The sequence below is a fragment of the Pseudomonas sp. 3A(2025) genome (genome assembly GCF_054589175.1).
The window spans coordinates 1-17633 of record NZ_BAAILM010000017.1; the positions used below are offsets into that span (position 1 = coordinate 1).

General features: G+C 58.8%; 20 protein-coding genes. 9 read left to right on the forward strand and 11 right to left on the reverse strand.

Annotated elements, in window-relative coordinates; all coding sequences use genetic code 11:
• Window positions 1-93: transposase domain-containing protein (locus tag ACYP2A_RS05830; RefSeq protein WP_459743837.1), on the forward strand; the 93-nt coding region annotated here is incomplete at its 5' end.
• Here ACYP2A_RS05830 and dinD read toward each other — a convergent pair.
• From dinD to ACYP2A_RS05845, 3 genes are all read right to left on the reverse strand, one after another.
• Window positions 75-788, reverse strand: a complete 714-nt coding sequence (gene dinD / locus ACYP2A_RS05835; protein ID WP_459743590.1) for a DNA damage-inducible protein D — start codon at window positions 786-788, stop codon at window positions 75-77. The two genes, ACYP2A_RS05830 and dinD, sit on opposite strands and share 19 nt — an antisense overlap.
• Window positions 789-862: 74 nt before the next feature.
• Window positions 863-1213 carry a DUF1016 N-terminal domain-containing protein gene (locus ACYP2A_RS05840; protein ID WP_459743592.1) on the reverse strand — a complete coding sequence of 117 codons (351 nt, stop codon included), beginning with the start codon at window positions 1211-1213 and terminating at the stop codon, window positions 863-865.
• On the reverse strand, window positions 1210-1347 hold the full coding sequence (locus ACYP2A_RS05845; RefSeq protein ID WP_459743594.1) for a helix-turn-helix domain-containing protein: 138 nt from the start codon (window positions 1345-1347) through the stop codon (window positions 1210-1212). The genes ACYP2A_RS05840 and ACYP2A_RS05845 overlap by 4 nt, the downstream gene beginning before the upstream one ends.
• A 495-nt stretch (window positions 1348-1842) precedes the next feature.
• On the opposite strand from ACYP2A_RS05845, the gene ACYP2A_RS05850 reads away from it, so the two are divergent.
• From ACYP2A_RS05850 to hrpB, 3 genes are all read left to right on the forward strand, one after another.
• On the forward strand, window positions 1843-2127 hold the full coding sequence (locus ACYP2A_RS05850) for a hypothetical protein (protein WP_459743596.1): 285 nt from the start codon (window positions 1843-1845) through the stop codon (window positions 2125-2127).
• A complete protein-coding gene (locus ACYP2A_RS05855) occupies window positions 2124-2552 on the forward strand; it encodes a hypothetical protein (RefSeq protein ID WP_459743598.1) in 429 nt (142 codons plus the stop codon). The genes ACYP2A_RS05850 and ACYP2A_RS05855 overlap by 4 nt, the downstream gene beginning before the upstream one ends.
• Window positions 2553-2631: 79 nt before the next feature.
• Window positions 2632-5154 (forward strand): ATP-dependent helicase HrpB, encoded by a 2523-nt coding sequence (gene hrpB, locus ACYP2A_RS05860; RefSeq protein WP_459743600.1) that lies wholly within the window; start codon window positions 2632-2634, stop codon window positions 5152-5154.
• A 6-nt stretch (window positions 5155-5160) separates the two neighbouring features.
• Here hrpB and ACYP2A_RS05865 read toward each other — a convergent pair whose 3' ends face one another.
• Window positions 5161-5484, reverse strand: a complete 324-nt coding sequence (locus ACYP2A_RS05865) for a hypothetical protein (protein ID WP_459743602.1) — start codon at window positions 5482-5484, stop codon at window positions 5161-5163.
• Between the two features lie 161 nt (window positions 5485-5645).
• On the opposite strand from ACYP2A_RS05865, the gene ACYP2A_RS05870 reads away from it, so the two are divergent.
• The 3 genes from ACYP2A_RS05870 (at window position 5646) to ACYP2A_RS05880 (ending at window position 8298) form a co-directional block, all read left to right on the forward strand.
• Entirely contained in the window at window positions 5646-6383 is a 738-nt protein-coding gene (locus ACYP2A_RS05870) for a hypothetical protein (RefSeq protein ID WP_459743604.1), read from the forward strand.
• A gap of 128 nt (window positions 6384-6511) precedes the next feature.
• Window positions 6512-7807, forward strand: coding sequence for an AAA family ATPase (locus ACYP2A_RS05875; protein WP_459743605.1), 1296 nt, complete (start codon window positions 6512-6514; stop codon window positions 7805-7807).
• Window positions 7804-8298 (forward strand): hypothetical protein, encoded by a 495-nt coding sequence (locus tag ACYP2A_RS05880; RefSeq protein ID WP_459743607.1) that lies wholly within the window; start codon window positions 7804-7806, stop codon window positions 8296-8298. The genes ACYP2A_RS05875 and ACYP2A_RS05880 overlap by 4 nt, the downstream gene beginning before the upstream one ends.
• Before the next feature lie 17 nt (window positions 8299-8315).
• Here the strand turns inward: ACYP2A_RS05880 and ACYP2A_RS05885 are convergent, their stop codons facing one another.
• From ACYP2A_RS05885 to ACYP2A_RS05910, 6 genes are all read right to left on the reverse strand, one after another.
• The gene (locus tag ACYP2A_RS05885) at window positions 8316-8681 is read right to left on the reverse strand and encodes a GFA family protein (protein ID WP_459743609.1); all 366 of its coding nucleotides are present in this window, start codon (window positions 8679-8681) and stop codon (window positions 8316-8318) included.
• Window positions 8681-9454, reverse strand: a complete 774-nt coding sequence (locus ACYP2A_RS05890) for an amino acid ABC transporter ATP-binding protein (RefSeq protein ID WP_459743611.1) — start codon at window positions 9452-9454, stop codon at window positions 8681-8683. The genes ACYP2A_RS05885 and ACYP2A_RS05890 overlap by 1 nt, the downstream gene beginning before the upstream one ends.
• Window positions 9455-9456: 2 nt before the next feature.
• Complete coding sequence (locus tag ACYP2A_RS05895) at window positions 9457-10131, reverse strand: amino acid ABC transporter permease (RefSeq protein ID WP_459743613.1); 675 nt, start codon at window positions 10129-10131, stop codon at window positions 9457-9459.
• A 5-nt stretch (window positions 10132-10136) separates the two neighbouring features.
• Window positions 10137-10982 (reverse strand): transporter substrate-binding domain-containing protein, encoded by an 846-nt coding sequence (locus ACYP2A_RS05900; RefSeq protein WP_459743615.1) that lies wholly within the window; start codon window positions 10980-10982, stop codon window positions 10137-10139.
• A 135-nt stretch (window positions 10983-11117) separates the two neighbouring features.
• Window positions 11118-12365 (reverse strand): NAD(P)/FAD-dependent oxidoreductase, encoded by a 1248-nt coding sequence (locus ACYP2A_RS05905; RefSeq protein WP_459743616.1) that lies wholly within the window; start codon window positions 12363-12365, stop codon window positions 11118-11120.
• A 16-nt stretch (window positions 12366-12381) separates the two neighbouring features.
• On the reverse strand, window positions 12382-13095 hold the full coding sequence (locus ACYP2A_RS05910; RefSeq protein ID WP_459743618.1) for an aspartate/glutamate racemase family protein: 714 nt from the start codon (window positions 13093-13095) through the stop codon (window positions 12382-12384).
• 265 nt (window positions 13096-13360) lie between these two features.
• On the opposite strand from ACYP2A_RS05910, the gene ACYP2A_RS05915 reads away from it, so the two are divergent.
• A complete protein-coding gene (locus ACYP2A_RS05915; protein WP_459743620.1) occupies window positions 13361-15070 on the forward strand; it encodes a thiamine pyrophosphate-binding protein in 1710 nt (569 codons plus the stop codon).
• Window positions 15071-15183: 113 nt separating this feature from the next.
• Window positions 15184-16494, forward strand: coding sequence for an OprD family porin (locus ACYP2A_RS05920; RefSeq protein WP_459743621.1), 1311 nt, complete (start codon window positions 15184-15186; stop codon window positions 16492-16494).
• 51 nt (window positions 16495-16545) lie between these two features.
• Here ACYP2A_RS05920 and ACYP2A_RS05925 read toward each other — a convergent pair whose 3' ends face one another.
• Window positions 16546-17436: a LysR substrate-binding domain-containing protein gene (locus ACYP2A_RS05925; protein ID WP_459743622.1), complete on the reverse strand. Its 891-nt coding sequence runs from the start codon at window positions 17434-17436 to the stop codon at window positions 16546-16548.
• Between the last annotated feature and the right edge of the window lie 197 nt (window positions 17437-17633).

Here is a 17633-nt window from a genome sequence, read left to right on the forward strand (position 1 = left end):
TATGCTTATCTCAAAGATGTGCTGATGCGACTGCCAACGCAGCGGGCCAGCGAGATCGAGCGACTGCTGCCGCATCAGTGGATACCTGCCTGATCTGTGCAAGGTGTGTTCGCTGGCCGCTTACAATCAGCTTGCAGCACGTTGTGGTTGGTCATCTCGGTGGCAAGATTTTTGGCGGCTATGGTCAGTGTTGGTAAAAAATCCGCCAACGGACGGCTTCTGACAATGCCATACCTGTCCTTCATGGCCTGGGTGGTTTTGCCGCCGAACAATGCGGCATCCCCTCGGGAGCGGATTCTGGCAAAGCCCTCATCATCCACACCGCGCTCGTAGATGTTCTGCGACAGCTCTTTTTCCGACTCACGTAAACGATCCCGCGCATCGAAGCGGGCCTGTAGGCGCATCCTATCTTCGATAAGCTCCTGCTTGCGCGTTTGCAGCGCAAAGTAACTCTGAGCAAAAGCAATCGGCTGCTTACGCGGGTCACCATTCTGAGCAATCAGGTAGCAGGCATAACGAGTGAGCATGAAGTCGTCTACGGGCCGCTGTCCGCCTTTGCCGACCTCGATCATTTTCGTGACGCCACGAAAATGATTAGCGGCATCCAATCCAGCAGTTTCGCACGAGGCTATAGCGCGCTGGATGGCGGTAAGAAAATTCTCCCAGCGGGCATACCCCAAGGGCTCTTGTAATTCGCGAGCGAACCAGAATTCGATGTCCTCATCGGACACCCGTTGCACCAGCGCATCAAAGCGCTGTTGCAATTGAGGTAGGAATTGATTGTCCATAATGAAGGCTCACCAGAGGGTTTTGATTTCGGTAGCTGGCGACAGCAGCTTAAATACCAGTCTGACGTTGATCTTTAAGCTGTGACTCGCAAAGCAGGCAATTGGTCAGCAGCTTGCTGACCAAATTGGCGATCCGGACAATGCTCAGCGAAGAAGCGCATGTACTTGAGATTACTGGTTGACCAGCCTTTCATGTCTGGGAACAAATCCTTGAGATCTCGTGCCAGACGCTCGATCACTTTCGCGCCCCAGGCGTTGACCTGTTGCCGTTGCCTGATTTCCGCTCCGATCCGGTGATACAAGTGCACCAGCTCGGCATTGACTGCCAGTGCGGCACGTTGTCGGGCTTGAGTAATATCGACTTTAAGCTGAGTCAGCCAGTCAGCGTAGCCCTCGGGCAATCCGAAAATCGTTTCTTTGTTCACTGACAGATCTCCCAGTCCTGGCCGGCTAAGCGGCGTATCTGCCGCTCTTGCTGGCCGTTCGGGCGTAGTTCGAATTTATAGGATTGAAGTCGTTGCATGGCTGGATCATACGTTTTGCCTCTGCGTGATCGCATATATCTATATACCGCTATCCCGGCCTTTAACCAGAAACACCCAAGGATCGGTAAAAAGCAGGCGGTTGCACGCTTACTCGATGACGGGTATCTTTCGTCCGTCGCCCATATGGCGACGGGGTTTGACGGCCCTTAATACATACAGGCGCACAAGCGCTCCATGATGATTGCAGGCGCTTTTTTTGTGCTCGCATATCTGTCTATGGCGGCTGTGCGCGGGAGACCTTCGGGTCTGCCGGGGTCCTGTATGTGTGCCCGGCCCGTCAACCTGCGCACAGTTGCCACCCTTATTCGTTTGACGGCGAACCGGTGGCAGCCCTTCACATACAGGAGCTCTACCATGTCGCATTTCCTCAACACAGTCACACCCGCACTTCACCGCCGCATCGTCTCAACCTAACCCGCTCACCCTGCCACACCAAGGGATCGCGCACTCCATCAGGGTGGTCGCGAGGATGACCTGTATTCCAAGGCCATAGGCCGGCGGAGATCAACATGAAAAATAAAAATGGCGCACTGGCGTCAACGGACCCGGCTTGCCCGAAAAAAGCCACCGAGCTGTTTTTTGTCATTCACCCCAACGTGGCCACACCGCTGCTCGGGCCACTGCTCACGGCCAGCGAGGCCGAATGCGCACGCTCGTTGATTGGCAGCGCTGACGCTGTTGTCGAATCCCGTGCGGTCGTATCAACCGAGGATTTCATTCACGGGCACGCTGTAAAGAACGGCCGCGTCTGCCGGGTCTTGTTGGGGCTCGCCACCCAAGGAAGGCAGGCATGAACGACTCCAACACGCGAGCCACTTTCGATCATCTGCCGACCCTGTCGCCCCGGCCGGACTACGCCCCCGACTACACCGGCAAGCGACGCGGGACCATGACGGCCATCGCCTGGTATCGCCCAAGCCGCTCGGGCAAAGGCACATTGTGGCTATGTCGCTGCAATTGCGGCTTGTACGAGTATCGGCGTCCGGGAACCTGGGAATCCAGGCCGCACCCGGACGACACCTGCGACGTTTGCCTGCGTGCCAAGGGCCCGAATGCCAGGCAAACCGCGCCGGAGCGTCTGCGCCAATGGGTCGATGGCTTGCGTGCTCTTGGCCTGACCGATACGGAGGTTGCCTGGTTACGTGAGACGGGCAGCGGGGTGGACACCCGAGGCAAGACGGCCGCCGAGATACGCGAGCAGATGCTCAAGCGTGTGTGAGTGACAGCGTCCGTCCTTGAGCGGCTGCGTCATTCCCGAACCGGGCCGGTATACTGCCGGCCCAGTTCGGGAGTAGCCCATGATCGCCTTGCCCATCGACGCTGTATTGCCGGCCCTGCGCCAAGCCCTCAACGAGCGCCATGAAGTGGTGCTCGAAGCCCCGCCCGGCGCCGGCAAGACCACCCGCGTGCCGCTGGCGTTGCTTAACGAGCCATGGCTGGCCGGGCAAACCATCCTGATGCTCGAACCGCGCCGTCTGGCTGCGCGGGCTGCGGCCGAACGGCTGGCCAGCGAGCTGGGCGAGAAGGTTGGCGAAACGGTGGGCTACCGGATTCGCCTCGACAGCAAGGTCGGGCCGAAGACGCGCATCGAGGTGGTCACCGAAGGTATCTTGACCCGCCGTTTGCAGGACGACCCGGCGCTGGACGGCGTTGGGCTGGTTATTTTCGATGAATTTCACGAGCGCAGCCTGGACGCCGATCTGGCCCTGGCCCTGAGCCTCAATGGCCGCGAACTGCTGCGCGACGAGCCGCCGCTTAAAGTGTTGTTGATGTCCGCCACGCTGGAAGGCGAGCGCTTGTCGGCGCTGCTCGACGACGCGCCGGTGGTGCGCAGCGAAGGGCGCATGTTCCCGGTGACGATTCAGTGGGGGCGGCCCTTCCAGCCGGGTGAATTCATCGAGCCGCGTGTGGTGCAGACGGTGCTCGATGCCGTGGGCAACGAAACCGGTAGCCTGCTGGTCTTTCTGCCGGGGCAGGCGGAGATTCGCCGCGTCCACCAGCAACTGGCTGATGCCTTGGGCGAGCGCGCCGATATTCTGCTGTGTCCGTTGCATGGCGAGCTGGACCTCAATGCCCAGCGCGCCGCCATCGATCCGGCGCCGCCGGGTGCGCGCAAGGTCGTGCTGGCCACCAACATCGCTGAAACCAGTTTGACCATCGATGGTGTGCGTGTGGTGATCGACGCTGGCTTGGCGCGGGTGCCGCGTTTCGATCCGGGCAGCGGCATGACCCGTCTCGACACCCAGCGCATCTCCCGCGCCAGCGCCACGCAGCGCGCCGGTCGCGCCGGGCGGCTGGAGCCGGGCGTGTGTTATCGATTGTGGTCCGAGGCCCAGCACGATCAGTTGGCGGCCTACGCCAGCGCCGAGATTCTGCAGGCCGATCTTGCCGGTCTCGCCTTGCAACTGGCGCGCTGGGGCGTGGAGCCCGACCAACTGAAGTGGCTCGACCTGCCACCGACCGCCGCTTTTGCTCAGGCCCACGACCTGTTGCAACGCCTTGGCGCGCTGCAAGCCGACGGCCGTCTGGCCACTCATGGCCAGGCCATGGCTGAAATGCCGGCGCACCCGCGCATTGCTCATCTCTTGCTGCGCGGTCAGTCGCTGGGGCTGGCCGACATGGCCTGTGACGTCGCCGCGCTGTTAGGCGAGCGCGACATCTTGCGCGGCGCCGGTGCCGATCTGCACAGCCGTCTGGTGTTGTTGTCTGGCGAACAAAAAGCCCAGCGCAATGCGCAGGGCGGTGTGCAGCGCGCCCGACAACTGGCCCGCCAATACCGCAGCAACCTACGTGGCAAACCCGCGCAAGCGGTCAACGATCCTGACCACCCGCGCTGGCTGGGCGCCTTGCTGGCGCTGGCTTACCCGGACCGCGTCGCCCGCCAGCGACGCCCCGGTGGCGCCGAATACCGCCTGGCCAACGGCCGCGCCGCCTTGTTTGGCGACAGCGATGCCTTGATGAAACACGAATGGCTGGTGGTCGCCGACCTCGGCAGCCGTCAGGGCCAGCGCGAAGAGCGCATTTATCTGGCCACCGATCTGGAGCCTGCACTGTTCGACACGGTGCTGGCCGAACAAGTGCGCAACGTCGATCAACTGGATTGGGACGAACGCGAAGGCGTACTGCGCGCCGAGCGTCAGCGCAAGGTCGGAGAATTGGTGCTGAGCAGCGAACCGCTGCCCGGTCTTGATGAAGCCGCGCGCGGCCAGGCCTTGCTCGGGCTGGTGCGGCGCAAAGGACTGGAACTGCTGGCCTGGACGCCGGAACTGCGCCAGTGGCAGGCTCGCGTCAGCCTGCTGCGTGAACTGGATGTGCAGCAACACGCCAACAGCGAATGGCCCGACGTCAGCGATAGCGCTTTGCTCGTCAGCCTTGAACACTGGCTGCTGCCGTACCTGGGCAAAGTCAACCGGCTCAGCCACTTCGGCGCGCTCGACCTGTCGTCGATGCTGCGCAACCTGCTGCCTTGGCCGCTGCCGCAACGCCTCGACGAACTGGCACCTTCGCATGTGCAAGTGCCTTCCGGCTCATCGGTGCGCCTGGACTACAGCGAGCAACCGCCGATTCTCGCGGTGCGGTTGCAAGAGCTGTTTGGCCTGTCCGACACCCCGCGCATCGCCAATGGCCGGCAGACCGTGAAATTGCACCTGCTGTCGCCGGCCCGCCGCCCGGTGCAGGTCACTCAAGACCTGGCGAGCTTCTGGCGCACGACCTACAGCGAAGTGAAGAAGGATTTGAAAGGACGTTACCCCAAGCACTACTGGCCGGATGATCCGCTGGTGGCCGAAGCCACGGCGCGGATCAAGCCTCGCAAGAGCTAGGGGCGCTTACCCGCGACGACGGTCGTAATGATCGTAACGGTAGTAGTGGCGCGGTGGCGGCGCATAACGGTGATGTTCGTAACGCGGGCGTACCGGCACGTACCTCACCGGCTCACGATGATGGCGGTATTCGCGTGGCGGTGGGCGGCGGTCATAGTGACGGTCGTCGTGGCGATCATTACGAGCGATTACTGTGGCCAGTACCGCACCGACGGCGGCGCCGGCAACGACAGGCACGATCACATTGCGATCAGCGGCCGTGGCGGTCGCAGTACCCGCCATCAGCAGGCTGGCGGACAACATCAGGATTTTGGTCATCTTCGAAAACATGGTGTCTCCTCAGGCGGCATATGTATTCGCCATGTATCGATAAGACATCGGTTTGGTGTAAATCCGAGTACAGAGTCTGTAAAGGTCAAGTAAAGGGCGTGATGAATCCTCATGGCCGATTCGTTGTCTGCATGTGACTTATTGAAAACAGGAGTTGATCGATGACCCAGGATGAAAGCGTGGACTACACCCAGGTTCCGGCTGGCATGCAGCCGTTTCCAGCGCCAGAATCAGTGTTCGTGCCCGACCAGCAGGATCTGGCCACCCACCTGCACCCGTTGTTCAGCATCGATATCAGCACGATCAACCCCGAGTGGTCGGGCGTGTTGCACATGCTCAGCCCGCTGGAACCCTATGAAAGCCTGGTCGGCGAACTGACCGAGTGGGACGGCTATCACGGCGATTTGCTCAAGACCAACTGGATCGGCTTCAAGATCGAAGACGGCCGTTATCGCCTGTGCGGCGACCCGCGTTACTTCTTTCTGCACGAAGGCAATGCCCAACTGCCTGACCCGCACCCCGGTGCCCGTGCCGATCTTGAGCAGCATTACGCCGAACAACATCGCGCCTACGCCGCTGCGGCCGAAGTGTTCAAGGCCCGTGGCATTCTGGTGCGCCCGGATTGGGATACCGACTCGCCGGTAGCGTTCGTCGAGCAACTGGGCGGCGAAGTGGGCCTTGGCAACTGGGTCGAGACCGTCGAATTCCCAACGAAAATCATCGACGTCGATGCCGACAATGGCGACTACCTTGTCTACCCCTTGAGCCCGGCCGGCAATCGCTTTCTGCATGTGGCCAGTGCCCACGGCTGGAATTACCGCAGCGCGGGGGCCGATCTGATCGTGATGTTTTATGAGCCAATCGAGGGGTTGGTGTTGTTTACGTTTGACTACAGCTGAGTCTTGGCGGTTAGGGGGCATGCGGCGTGCGTGATATCTTGCTCTACGCTAGTGGGCATCGGTGCTGCCCCTACAGCTGAAAAATGGCAGGTGCCGTCGAAGAAAGATAAAACCTCACAGGAGTCTCCATGCTGACGGCTATCCATATCTCTGGATTCAAGAGCTACAGAGACCAGTGGCTACAGCTTTCGCCGTTGACGCTCATGATCGGCGCCAATGCATCGGGCAAGAGCAATGCGCTGGAGGCTTTTCGCTTTCTTTGCTGGCTTGGCCAAGGTCAGAAGCTGTCAGTGCTTCATCACCGGGTCGACGATTCCGAGCAGATTTTACGCGGCCAGGTGAAGGACTTGCCTTATTTGAACGGGCAGTCTTTCACATTGGGTTGTGCAACCGATGACCGCGAATGGAATAACCTCAGTGTCGAAATTGCCTTGCGCGACCCTGAGCTGCATATCGTCCAGGAAAGCATCACGTCGACCCGCCAGAAGTTGCCTCTTTATCGTATCGAGCAGCCTTCAAGGGGGCTCGGTACTGATGCTCGCGTGTCCTACAACAACTTTGCACGCGGTGGCCACAAGCCGCAGGTCACCTGTACTGACCAGATTGCGATTCTGAACCAGCTTGCCAGTTCGGCATTATTTGAATCGGGTCACAAGAAAGCGCAGAAGGTCATTCCCGAAACCACCAGCCGCTTTCAGAAACTGCTGACCAGTACGCTGTTTCTGGATCCTGTGCCTGGTTTGATGCGCGGTGACAGTTATCCTGCCACCCTGTTGCGCGGCGACTGCTCCAATCTGTCGGGCGTGCTTTACACGCTTTGGCAGAAGCAGGAAATTCGTCCTGCCATCGTCGAATTCATCAAGAGCCTGCCCGAACAGGACGTCAAGGATGTTCGTTTCTTTGAGGATAGACGGGGGCGCGTGTCGCTGGAACTGGTCGAGAGTTTTGGGGCCGTCGAACGTAACTGGTCGGTGGAGTTATTGTCCGACGGTACGCTCAGAGTGCTGGCGATTGCTGCCGCCCTGTTATCTGCACCCGAGGAGTCCACCCTTGTGATCGAAGAGGTCGATAACGGCGTGCATCCATCAAGGGCTCGGCAATTATTGACCACCATGCGTGAACAGGCACAGCAGCGTGGTGTACGGTTGCTGTTGACCACCCACAATCCGGCATTGATGGACGCGCTGCCCGACAGTGCGCTGGCTGATGTCGTGTTGTGTTACCGCGATCCACAGGAGGGTGATAGCCGGTTGGTTCGCCTGGCCGATCTTGAGGATTACGCCGGGCTTGTCTCTCAAGGGCCGCTGGGCGAACTGGTGACCCGAGGCGTGGTGGATCGTTTCATCAAGTCGCCCGTAACGGTGGAGCAAAAACGCAGGAGTGCGCAGGCCTGGCTGCAGCAAATGCAAGGTGATGACCAATGAGTGCGGTCTGCCTGATCGACACCAGCGTATTCCTGAATCTGCTCAATGTACCCAATCGGAACCAGGCACGGGCTGAAGTGGTGACCAGCTTTGAAGAATATGCCGAGAGCAACTGCACGTTCATTCTTCCGATGGCAACCATTCTGGAGACCGGCAACCATATTGCCCAGAACGGTAATGGTGTTGTCCGGCGCAAAACCGCGCAGCGTTTTTGTAACGCCGTGGCTGCGGCCTTCACCGAGGAGCCGCCTTATCGCTTGAGCGAATTTCCCGGCACAGAAGAAGTCATGAGCTGGTTAACGGAGTTTCCAGATAAGGCTGGCCAGAATAAATCGCCAACCCGGATGGGTGAGGGAACAAGTTTTGGCGATTTGAGCATCCTCAAGGATTACGAGAAGTGTGTGGCACGCTTCCCGATGAGTGAGGTGTTCGTCTGGTCGCTTGACAGTGACCTGGCCGCTCTCCATCACCTGCCGGCCCGTTTTAAATAGTCATCAGGGCTGTGCAATCAAAGCGAGCGCCCATCGTAGCGGCGCTCTTCAAGGCTCGATAACCAGACGTGCAACTCATCAATCAGGCAGTTCAGGTTGACGTTGACCTCTTGTGGCGCAGAACGGGGACGGCAGTGGGTGTGGCTGCCGCAGCGCGCGCAGAACAGATGGACCGCACGCCGGGTTGCAAACTGGTACACCGCCAGATGTGCGTCAGTGGCTGCATACCTGAACGCCTGTCCCTTGACCCGGTAGTGCTTCGCCGCTTTACGTATGCAATAGCTGCAATTGCACAGCGTGTAGAAGTCATTGGCGGGGCGGAACCAGAAGCGAACCGCTCCACAATGACACGCGCCCTCAAGCCAGGCAGCATTGGCTGTCATCAAGCATCGTTGCCATAGAAATGGCTCAGAAAGCTTCGGGTGGCTTCGCATTCGGGGTTGTCGATCACCACCGAGGGTGGCCCGGACTCGACCACGACACCGTCCCTCATGAACACGACCTTGTCGGCCACTTCGCGGGCAAAGGCGATCTCATGGGTCACGATAATCATCGTCATGCCTTCGCTGGCCAGCGCTTTCACAACCCCCAGTACTTCGCCCACCAGTTCAGGGTCCAGCGCCGAGGTGGCTTCGTCGAACAACATGACCGAGGGTTCCATGGCCAAGGCACGGGCAATGGCCACTCGCTGTTTCTGGCCTCCGGACAACATGTCCGGGTAGTAATCGGCCCGGTCGGCCAGACCCACTTTGCCCAGCAGCTCCAGCGCCAGTTTGCGCGCCGCTTCCTTGGGCATTTTCTTGACCGTAACCGGACCCTCCATGATGTTTTGCACAACGCTCATGTGCGGGAACAGGTTGAACTGCTGGAACACCATGCCGGTGTTGGCGCGAAACGCCGCCAGGTCTTTATCTTTGGGCAGCTTTGAAGAGCGGCCATTGCCAAAGTGCATGGTGTGATGGTTGACCTTGATCGAGCCGCCTTCCGGCACGGTCAGCAGGTTCACACAGCGAAGCAGCGTCGACTTGCCTGAACCCGAAGGGCCGAGGAGGGCGACCACTTCGCCCTTGTTGACGTCCAGCGAAACGTCTTTCAGGACAGCCAGCTGGCCGAAGGACTTTTTCAGGTTACTGATACTGATGATGGGCGACGTCATGTTCAGGCTCCGGTCTTGCTGCGCATGCGTGTTTCGAGTCGTTTCGACAACATGGTTGCCGGAAGAAGGATGATGAAGTAAACGACGGCAATGACCGAGTACACCTCAAGTGGACGGTATGTGTCGTGGGCAATGATCTGGCCCTGATACAGCAGGTCCGGCAAGGCCAGCACCGAAAGCAGCGAGGTGTTCTTCAACTGCATGATCGACTGGTTGACCAGCGGCGGCACCATACGCTTGAGTGCCTGTGGCAACACCACGCGCCACATCACCTGACCACGGCGCATGCCCAGCGCCTTGGCGGCTTCTGTCTGTCCTTCGTCGACGGAAATGATGCCGCCGCGAAAGATCTCCGAGTAAAACGCGCCGCCATACAGCGACAGGCACAGTACCGCTGCAGTCATGGCCGAGATCTGGATGCCGGTCAGGACCGGCAACGCGTAATAGAACCAGACCAGTTGCACCAGCACCGGCGTACAGCGAAAGATTTCGACATAGGCCCGGAACGGCGCGCAGACCCAGAGCGAACCGGAAAGGCGTGGCAATGCCGTGAGAACGCCGATCAACATGCCGAGTACCACGCAAATGAACGTGTAGAAAAGCGTGTAGCCGATGCCTGTCTGTAGCAGTGAGTAATAGGTGGTTAAAAACGCAAAATCCCAGGTATAGGAAGACATAAGCACTACTCGAACTTTACCGAAGCAGGGAAGGATTCAGGCTCGACACCGGCCAGTTTCTGCATGTTGGAAAGGACGACTTTCCTGACATCGCCATTGGCCTGTTCCTTTTTCAGCCATTTATTCACAGCCTGGGTAAGGGCCGGGTCATCCTCTTTCTGCATGCCGATGGTCACCGGTGCCGCCAGTACCGGCGTGGGCACTTGGATGCTGCCGATGGTGGGGACTTTCTTGATCAGGGGTTGTGCGAGCAGCACGACCAGCACCTGACAGTCGACGCGTCCTGACTGCAGCGCCATGGTGGCGGCGCTGGTGCTTTCCAGTCGCGAGATGCTGGCGTTGGGCAGCATGCTGGTGACGAAGTTATCCATGGACGAACCGATGTCCACCGAGATCTTCGCGTCGGCGGCGTTGAATTGATCCCAGGTTTTTTCCGGGTAACCGTTCTTGCACACCATGGTGTAGGTGTTTTGAAAGATCGGGTCCGAGAAGTTGACCATGCCGCGGCGGGCGGGTGTCGGCGCCATGCCGAACATCACGTCAATCTTGTTGGCCTGCAAGTCCATGACCGCATTGCCCCATGTAGTCTCGACGTACCGGGTTTTTACACCCAGTTCCTGAGCCAGGTCGTTGGCAAAATCGGGACCGAAACCTGACCACTCACCGGTTGCCAGGCTCTTGCTGTAGTAGGGCACCGCACCATTGATCACGCCGACACGCAGCGTCTTGGTTCTTTCGATGCGCGACAACGACGACTCAGGTTCTGCATACGCATTGGAGAGTGTGCCGAATGCAATCAGTGCGCTGCCCAGTACGGCCCGCAAGGAAGTGGAGTTGAAGAGCGATTTCATAGCGCTGACCCTCGTATGCTTGAATGATTTATTGTCGAGGCAGTAACGGTGTTGCAGGGCGAGCGTCATGCTCTGGATTCGCGTCGTGCGAACGTTGCTTATTGTGGTTTTAGCGCATCACAGGCTTTTTTTGCTTCAGTGGAATCGGTCGGCCGAAAACTCGGTTGGAAGATTCGTGCCGGGTTTATTCAGGATGATTGCCGTGACCAGCTCGGCGGTCTTGGGCGCCGAGGCCAGACCGATATGACCATGACCGAAGGCATAAATGATGTTCTGCGATGCTCTCGATGTTGAAATGACCGGTAATCCATCCGCCACAGAAGGGCGTTTGCCCATCCAGCGGGTCATGGTGGCAGGGTCAAATACCTGTTGCTTGAGGCTGGGGTAAGTGTTGGCGGCATGCTGCAAGAGCATGTCGCTGCGTTTCCAGTCAGGCTCTGCATCTTCGTGGGCCAGTTCCACCTGCCCCGAAAAGCGCAGCCCGGCATTGGTCGAGGTGTTGGCCATGCGTCCATCGCTGGGCATGACCGGCATCGGTAGCTCGAAGTCAGGACTTTTGATCACCACGTTGTAGCCGCGCTCACTGCGCATCGGCACTGCATCGCCCAGGCGGCTTGCAAGCTGGCCGGAACCGATGCCGCAGGCGATGACCACTTTATCGGCGCTGATTACTTGATCGTTGACAATCAGCCGCCCGTGGCGCTCGACCTGGGTGACATGCGCCTGAATAAAGTCGGCGCCCATCGATACCGCATGATCGACCAGGCCACGCACGTAATCACCCGGGTTAAGGCAATGCGCGCCGTCTTCTACCCAAGCGCCAAAGCTGTACTTACCGGCCAGTTGCGGGACTTTCGCCCTTATGGTCGAACTGTCCCATTCCTGCCAGCGCACACCGTTGATGCGCCGCAGCCGCCAGGCCAGGCTTTCTGCCTCGAAAGCGCGCTTGTCGGGGTAGGCATACAGCAGGCCGCTCTGCTGGATCAAATGGCTCAGCCCGGCTTCCTGGGCCAGCTTCACATGGCGGCTGGGCGCATCACACAGCAAGGTATTGAGCAGCCGGGCCGTGTGTTCGACCTTGGCCAGCGTCGAGCCGGCCTGGGTAAAACGCCACAACCAGGGCGCCAGGCCCGGCAGTGCCTTCATTCTGATGGTCAGCGGTCCGCTCTTGTCCAGAAGATACCCCGGCACCTTTTTCCACAGGCCCGGTGTCGACATCGGCACGATAGAGGCAGGGCTCAGCCAGGCACCGTTGCCGTGGCTGGCAGCCTGTTCACCGCCGGGCAAGCCGGCGTCGATGATGGTGACCCTGGCGCCTGTCTTCAACAGTTCGATGGCCGTGCACGCCCCGACAATACCCGCACCCAAAACCACAACGTTCATATCATGTTCCATCAAGTCAGGCTGTCTGGGCGCGTGGCGCTGTTTTCACTGGCGTTAAACCCAATACGTGATCCAGGGCTGAAAAAATATCGTAGACCGGAAGACCAAAGCGTTGTTCGACGGCCTCCCGATAAGGTGGCAAGTTAGTGCATTCAAACAAGATGGCTTTACTCGACGGGTGTTTATCAAGCACGCGCGCCACACTCTGGATAACATCCTGTTGCGCTTTGTCAGGGTCCAGTTCAAGGCGATCGTTATTTATGACCGGGTAAAGTTCCTGGCCGTCTTCAATACCTTGAATCACAACATGGGGTGACCAGAAGCGACCAAAGTGCTGTCTGGAAAGAAGGCGCCCGTCATAGGTAATCACCGGCAGTGAAACATGCCAGCCAAACTGTTTGACCAGTGCCGGAACCAGGTTCAGCGATGACGAAACCAGTGGCACGGGAATCGCGCTTTCCAGTTGATCGTGAAGGGAGCAGGCGAAACCGCACGAGGTGGTAATGGCCGTGCAGCCGCGCTCGACCAACGACAAGGCCGCGTCGATAAAGCCGTCGACCACCGCTGCCTGAACAGGCGCTGCGCTGACGACCGATGCCGGTGTAGCAAGCGGTGCGGTCAGGAATTCCACGGGGTAACGGTACGATTGAGGATTACCGACATCGCCCACAGGACGGGGGAAACGGGTATTGAGCATGATCACGCCGAGCTTGAATGCAGGGTGAGACATACAACCTCCTCACAAGTGTTTTGCCAGAGAAACGCCAGCTGTTTGACAGCGCGTTTCAACATGCTGGCGCGTTTGCCGGGCAAGAACAAGCGAGTATAAGTGGGTTGGTCATTACTTTTAGTCAGGGCAGAGCGTCCTGACAAATAGTCAGTGACACACAACCTTTTTTCGCTTGTTTGTCGCCACTGTTCATCGCGTAATAAAGGGAGTTTTAAACAGTTGATTGTTCGTTGTTTGAATGCGTAATCATTAAAGGATGTACCTCATGGCGGAAAACACTTCACCCACGGCACAGATCAGTGGTGGCGATGCGTTAGTGCGTATGCTGCAACTTCAGGGCGTCAAACATATCTTCGGTGTCACCGGCGACACGAGCCTGCCGTTTTATGACGCCCTGCATCGTCTTGATCATGGCATCACTCATGTATTGGCGCGTGATGAGCGCTGCGCCAGTTACATGGCCTATGTGTATGCCAAGTTGACCGGCAAGGTGGGGGTGTGTGAAGGGCCGAGCGGCGCGGGGGCAACTTATATGCTGCCCGGCATCGCCGAGGCCAATGGCTCGTCTGTCTGTGTATTGGGCATCAACTCCGACATTCCGGTCTCGGGGCGCGACAAGTTCGTACTCACCGAGCTGGACATGAAAGCGCTCTACAAGCCAGTCACCAAATGGAACGCGGTGATCGAAACACCCGGCCGGTTGCCCAAGGTCATCCGCACGGCCTTCCTTGAAATGACCAGCGGCGCACCGGGTGCTGCGCATATTGCGGTGCCTTACGACGTGATGAAAGGCGAACTGGATGAAAGCGAGGTGTATGCCTATGAACAATTCAACCAGTTCCCGGCGGTGCGGCCTGGTGCAGACCCCGAGACGGTACGCGCCACGGTCCAGGCATTGCGTGCAGCGAAACGCCCGGTGTTCGTCTGCGGTGGCGGCGTGGTACTGGCGGGGGCCTGCGCTGAACTTGAGCAACTGAGTGCTCATCTAGGCGTTGCCATCGCCACCTCGATCAGCGGCCAGGGCACAGTCTCGGATCACAATCCCTATGCGGTCGGCGTGGTCGGCACCAATGGCTCAACCCCCGAAGCCAGGGCTTTTGTCGGCACCTGTGATCTGGTGATTTTCATCGGTACCCGCGCAGGTTCTGTGGTGACCGAAAAATGGGGCAATCCGGGACTGGCTGAAAAGACCATTGGCCACATCGATATCGATGCGCATGTCATCGGCAGCAACTACGACACTCGATTCGCCTTGATGGGCGATGCGCGGACCATTCTGCGCCAGTTGCTTGCCGAGGCCTGTGCGGGCGAGGCGCTGCAGCGCGATGAACTGCTCGATGCGATTGCCACCGTGAAATCAACCCGCCAGGCGGCGCTGCACCGGCCAATCAATTCGCAGACAGGGCAGATTGAACCGGAAATTGTGGTCAGGGCACTGCAATCGGCGCTGCCGGCCGATGCGGTGCTGGTGATCGACCCAGGCACGCCGACACCGTTTCTGTCGGCCTATCTCGATGTACAAGTACCGGGCAACAACATTGTTTATAACCGCTTCCACGGCGGCCTCGGCTATTCGTTGCCGGGCGTGGTGGGCGCTTATTACGCCCGGCCGCAACAAAAGTGTGTGGCGGTCATGGGCGATGGCAGCTTTGGTTTTTCATCAAGCGAACTGGAAACGATCTACCGGCTGAATATACCGGTGACCCTGATTGTGCTCAGTAACAGCAACTATGGCTGGATCAAGGCCGGGCAGTACGCCAGTTACGGCGAGCGCTATTTCTCGGTCGACTTCAGCACCTCCAACAGTGCCCGCGTGGCCGAGGCCCACGGCATCAAGTCCTGGAGTGTGCGCGACGATCAGGACGTGCTGAGTGCGGTGCAACAAGCCCTGAGCCACGACGGCCCGAGCCTGGTGGAAATTTTCGTCAAGGAACTGCATGAAACCCGGGCGCCGGTCAGTGCCTGGATGGGCTAAGCGTTTTACCGGCGAGCCCTGAGTCAACGGCGCTCGCCCGACCCTTACTGCAACACCCATAACAATAAGGCGTTACTTCAACAGTCTGCCAATCATCAGGTCGGGGTATCAAGGTGAATAATAAACTTGCACTAGTTGTTCTGGCGGCACTGCCGCTGTTGGCCAATGCCGAGGGGGCGGCACAATCGCAGGCAAAAGGCTTCGTTGAAGATTCTTCAATGGACCTGTTGTATCGAAACTTTTACTTTTATCGCAACTTTCTGAACCGCCCGGCAGGCACGCAGAATTATGTAGAAGAATGGGCGCATGCGCTGATGCTCAATTACAAGTCGGGTTACACCGCCGGTACGGTCGGCTGGGGCATCGATTTGCAGGGTTATGTGGCGCAAAAACTCGACGGTGGTCCCGGGCGGGTCGGTTCAGGCTTGATGCCGGTCGGCAGCGACGGGCATCCGCGAGATTATCAACAGCGCGTCAACCCGGTGGTAAAGATGCGCATCTCCAATACCGTATTGAAGTATGGCAGCCAGCAACCGGATAACCCGGTGTTCAACTATTCGGACAGCCGCCTGCTGCCGCAGAGTTACACCGGCTTCTCGCTGCAAAGTAATGAGTTTTCATCGCTGTTGATGGACGCCGGTTACTTTACCAGCGGCAGTTCGCGGGTTGATCAGGGGCATGACAGCGCCATCGGCCTGACCTTTACCAACTCGAACAACAGCATCGATGCCCGCTCGGCCAGGTACGCAGGCGTGGTCTATAAACCGGTGAAGGGTGTTTCGCTGCTGGCGTACGGATCGGAGCTTGAAGATGTCTGGCGCCAGTATTATCTGGGCGCCACCTATGTCACGCCGCTCGCGGACAACCTGACCTGGGACTCGACCTTCAATCTGTACCGCACCCTCAGTGACGGCGCCGAGAAAGCAGGTTCTATCAGCAACTCGACCTGGAGCCTTGCCAGCGGCATCAAGTCGGGTTTTCACCGCATCGGCCTGGCCTTTCAGCAGGTGCATGGCGATGAGGCGTTCGATCACCAGGGCACGCCGGGCCAATACGGGCGTCTGTGGCTGGCCAACTCGGTGCAGTACTCGGACTTCAACGGCCCTAATGAAAAGTCGGCGCAGATTCGTTATGACTACGACTTTGCCGGCCTGGGTATTCCTGGCCTGACCTTCATGGCCCGTTACGTCAGGGGCTGGGACATCGACGGCACGCAGGCCAACAGCCTTTACGCCAATCGCTATGGTGCCGATGTCAAACACTGGGAGCGCGATGTCGACGTGAAGTACGTCGTGCAAGGCGGGTCGGCCAAGGGCTTGTCGGTGCAGATGCGCTACGCCGCTGCGCGCGCCTCGACCGCCAATGCCCTGACTGACTTGAATGAGTTGAGGGTGATTACCTCGTACCCGCTTTCGCTTTTCTGATCACAGGCTTCAACAGAAAAAGGGTGTCCTCTCGGACACCCTTTTTCATTGTCAGCCCTTGCGAGCCTCCTGTATCAGCCAGTCACGGAACACGATTGCATGCTGTTTATGGCGTTTACGCTCCGGGCTGACCACCCAATAGGAATCGCTTGAGCGTACCGGCGCACCGAACGGCAAGTGCAATTCACCACTGTCCAGTTCGCGTTTCACGTACTGCAGCGGCACCACCGCCAGCCCCAGCCCGCTGACGGCGGCGCTGATCAGCATTTCACTCTGGGAAAAACGCAAGCCTTGAATCAAACCGCTGTGATTGAGGCCGCATGCACGCAACCACTGTAGCCAGAGACTGGGCCTGCTTGAGTTTTGCAGCGTGGGGATTTTGGCAAAATCCAGTTGCTCGAGTTTCTCGCCCAGCGGGATCAACCTGGGTGAGGCGACCACGACCAGGTCTTCGGCAAACAGCTCCAGCGCCCGCGCGTCTGTCCAGGCCCCTGCGCCGCGGATAATCGCGACATCGATCGGGCTGTTCTGAAAATCGACATCGGCCGAGACCGCGAACACCTCGATCGGAACACCCGGTGCCAGCCGGACGAAATTCTCCAGGCGGGGTGCAAGCCAGCGCGAGATGAACGTAGGGTTCGCGCCAATCATCAGCGACAGATCGGCCTTGCGACCGCGCACCAGATCGATGGTCATCTCTTCAAGCCGGTTGAGCATGACATCGACATCGCGCAAGTAAGTCTTGCCGGCGTCGGTCAGGATCAGGCGCGATCCTGAGCGCTGAAAAAGCTCCACGCCCAGTTGCCGTTCAAGATTGGAAATCTGCCGGCTGACGCCACTTTGGGTGATCTGCAAGTCTTCCGCTGCACGGGTAAAACTCAAGTGCCTGGCCGCCGCTTCAAAGGCTTGCAGGGCTGACAGGGAAGGAAGGAAGCGGCGCATGAGCAAGACCTTTGCAATCAATGAACAATCGGTTCGAGCGAGTGTGCCTATGAATAGCAAATTACGCGCCGGATTTGTATTCAGGATTCGGGCTGTGTCGAGACCAAGGTAGTTGACGCATCTGGCAACGTTAATCAAGAATGCCCGGCGAGGACTGCAACCGCGCATCCGTCGGGCTTGGGTACCAGCCAATACCC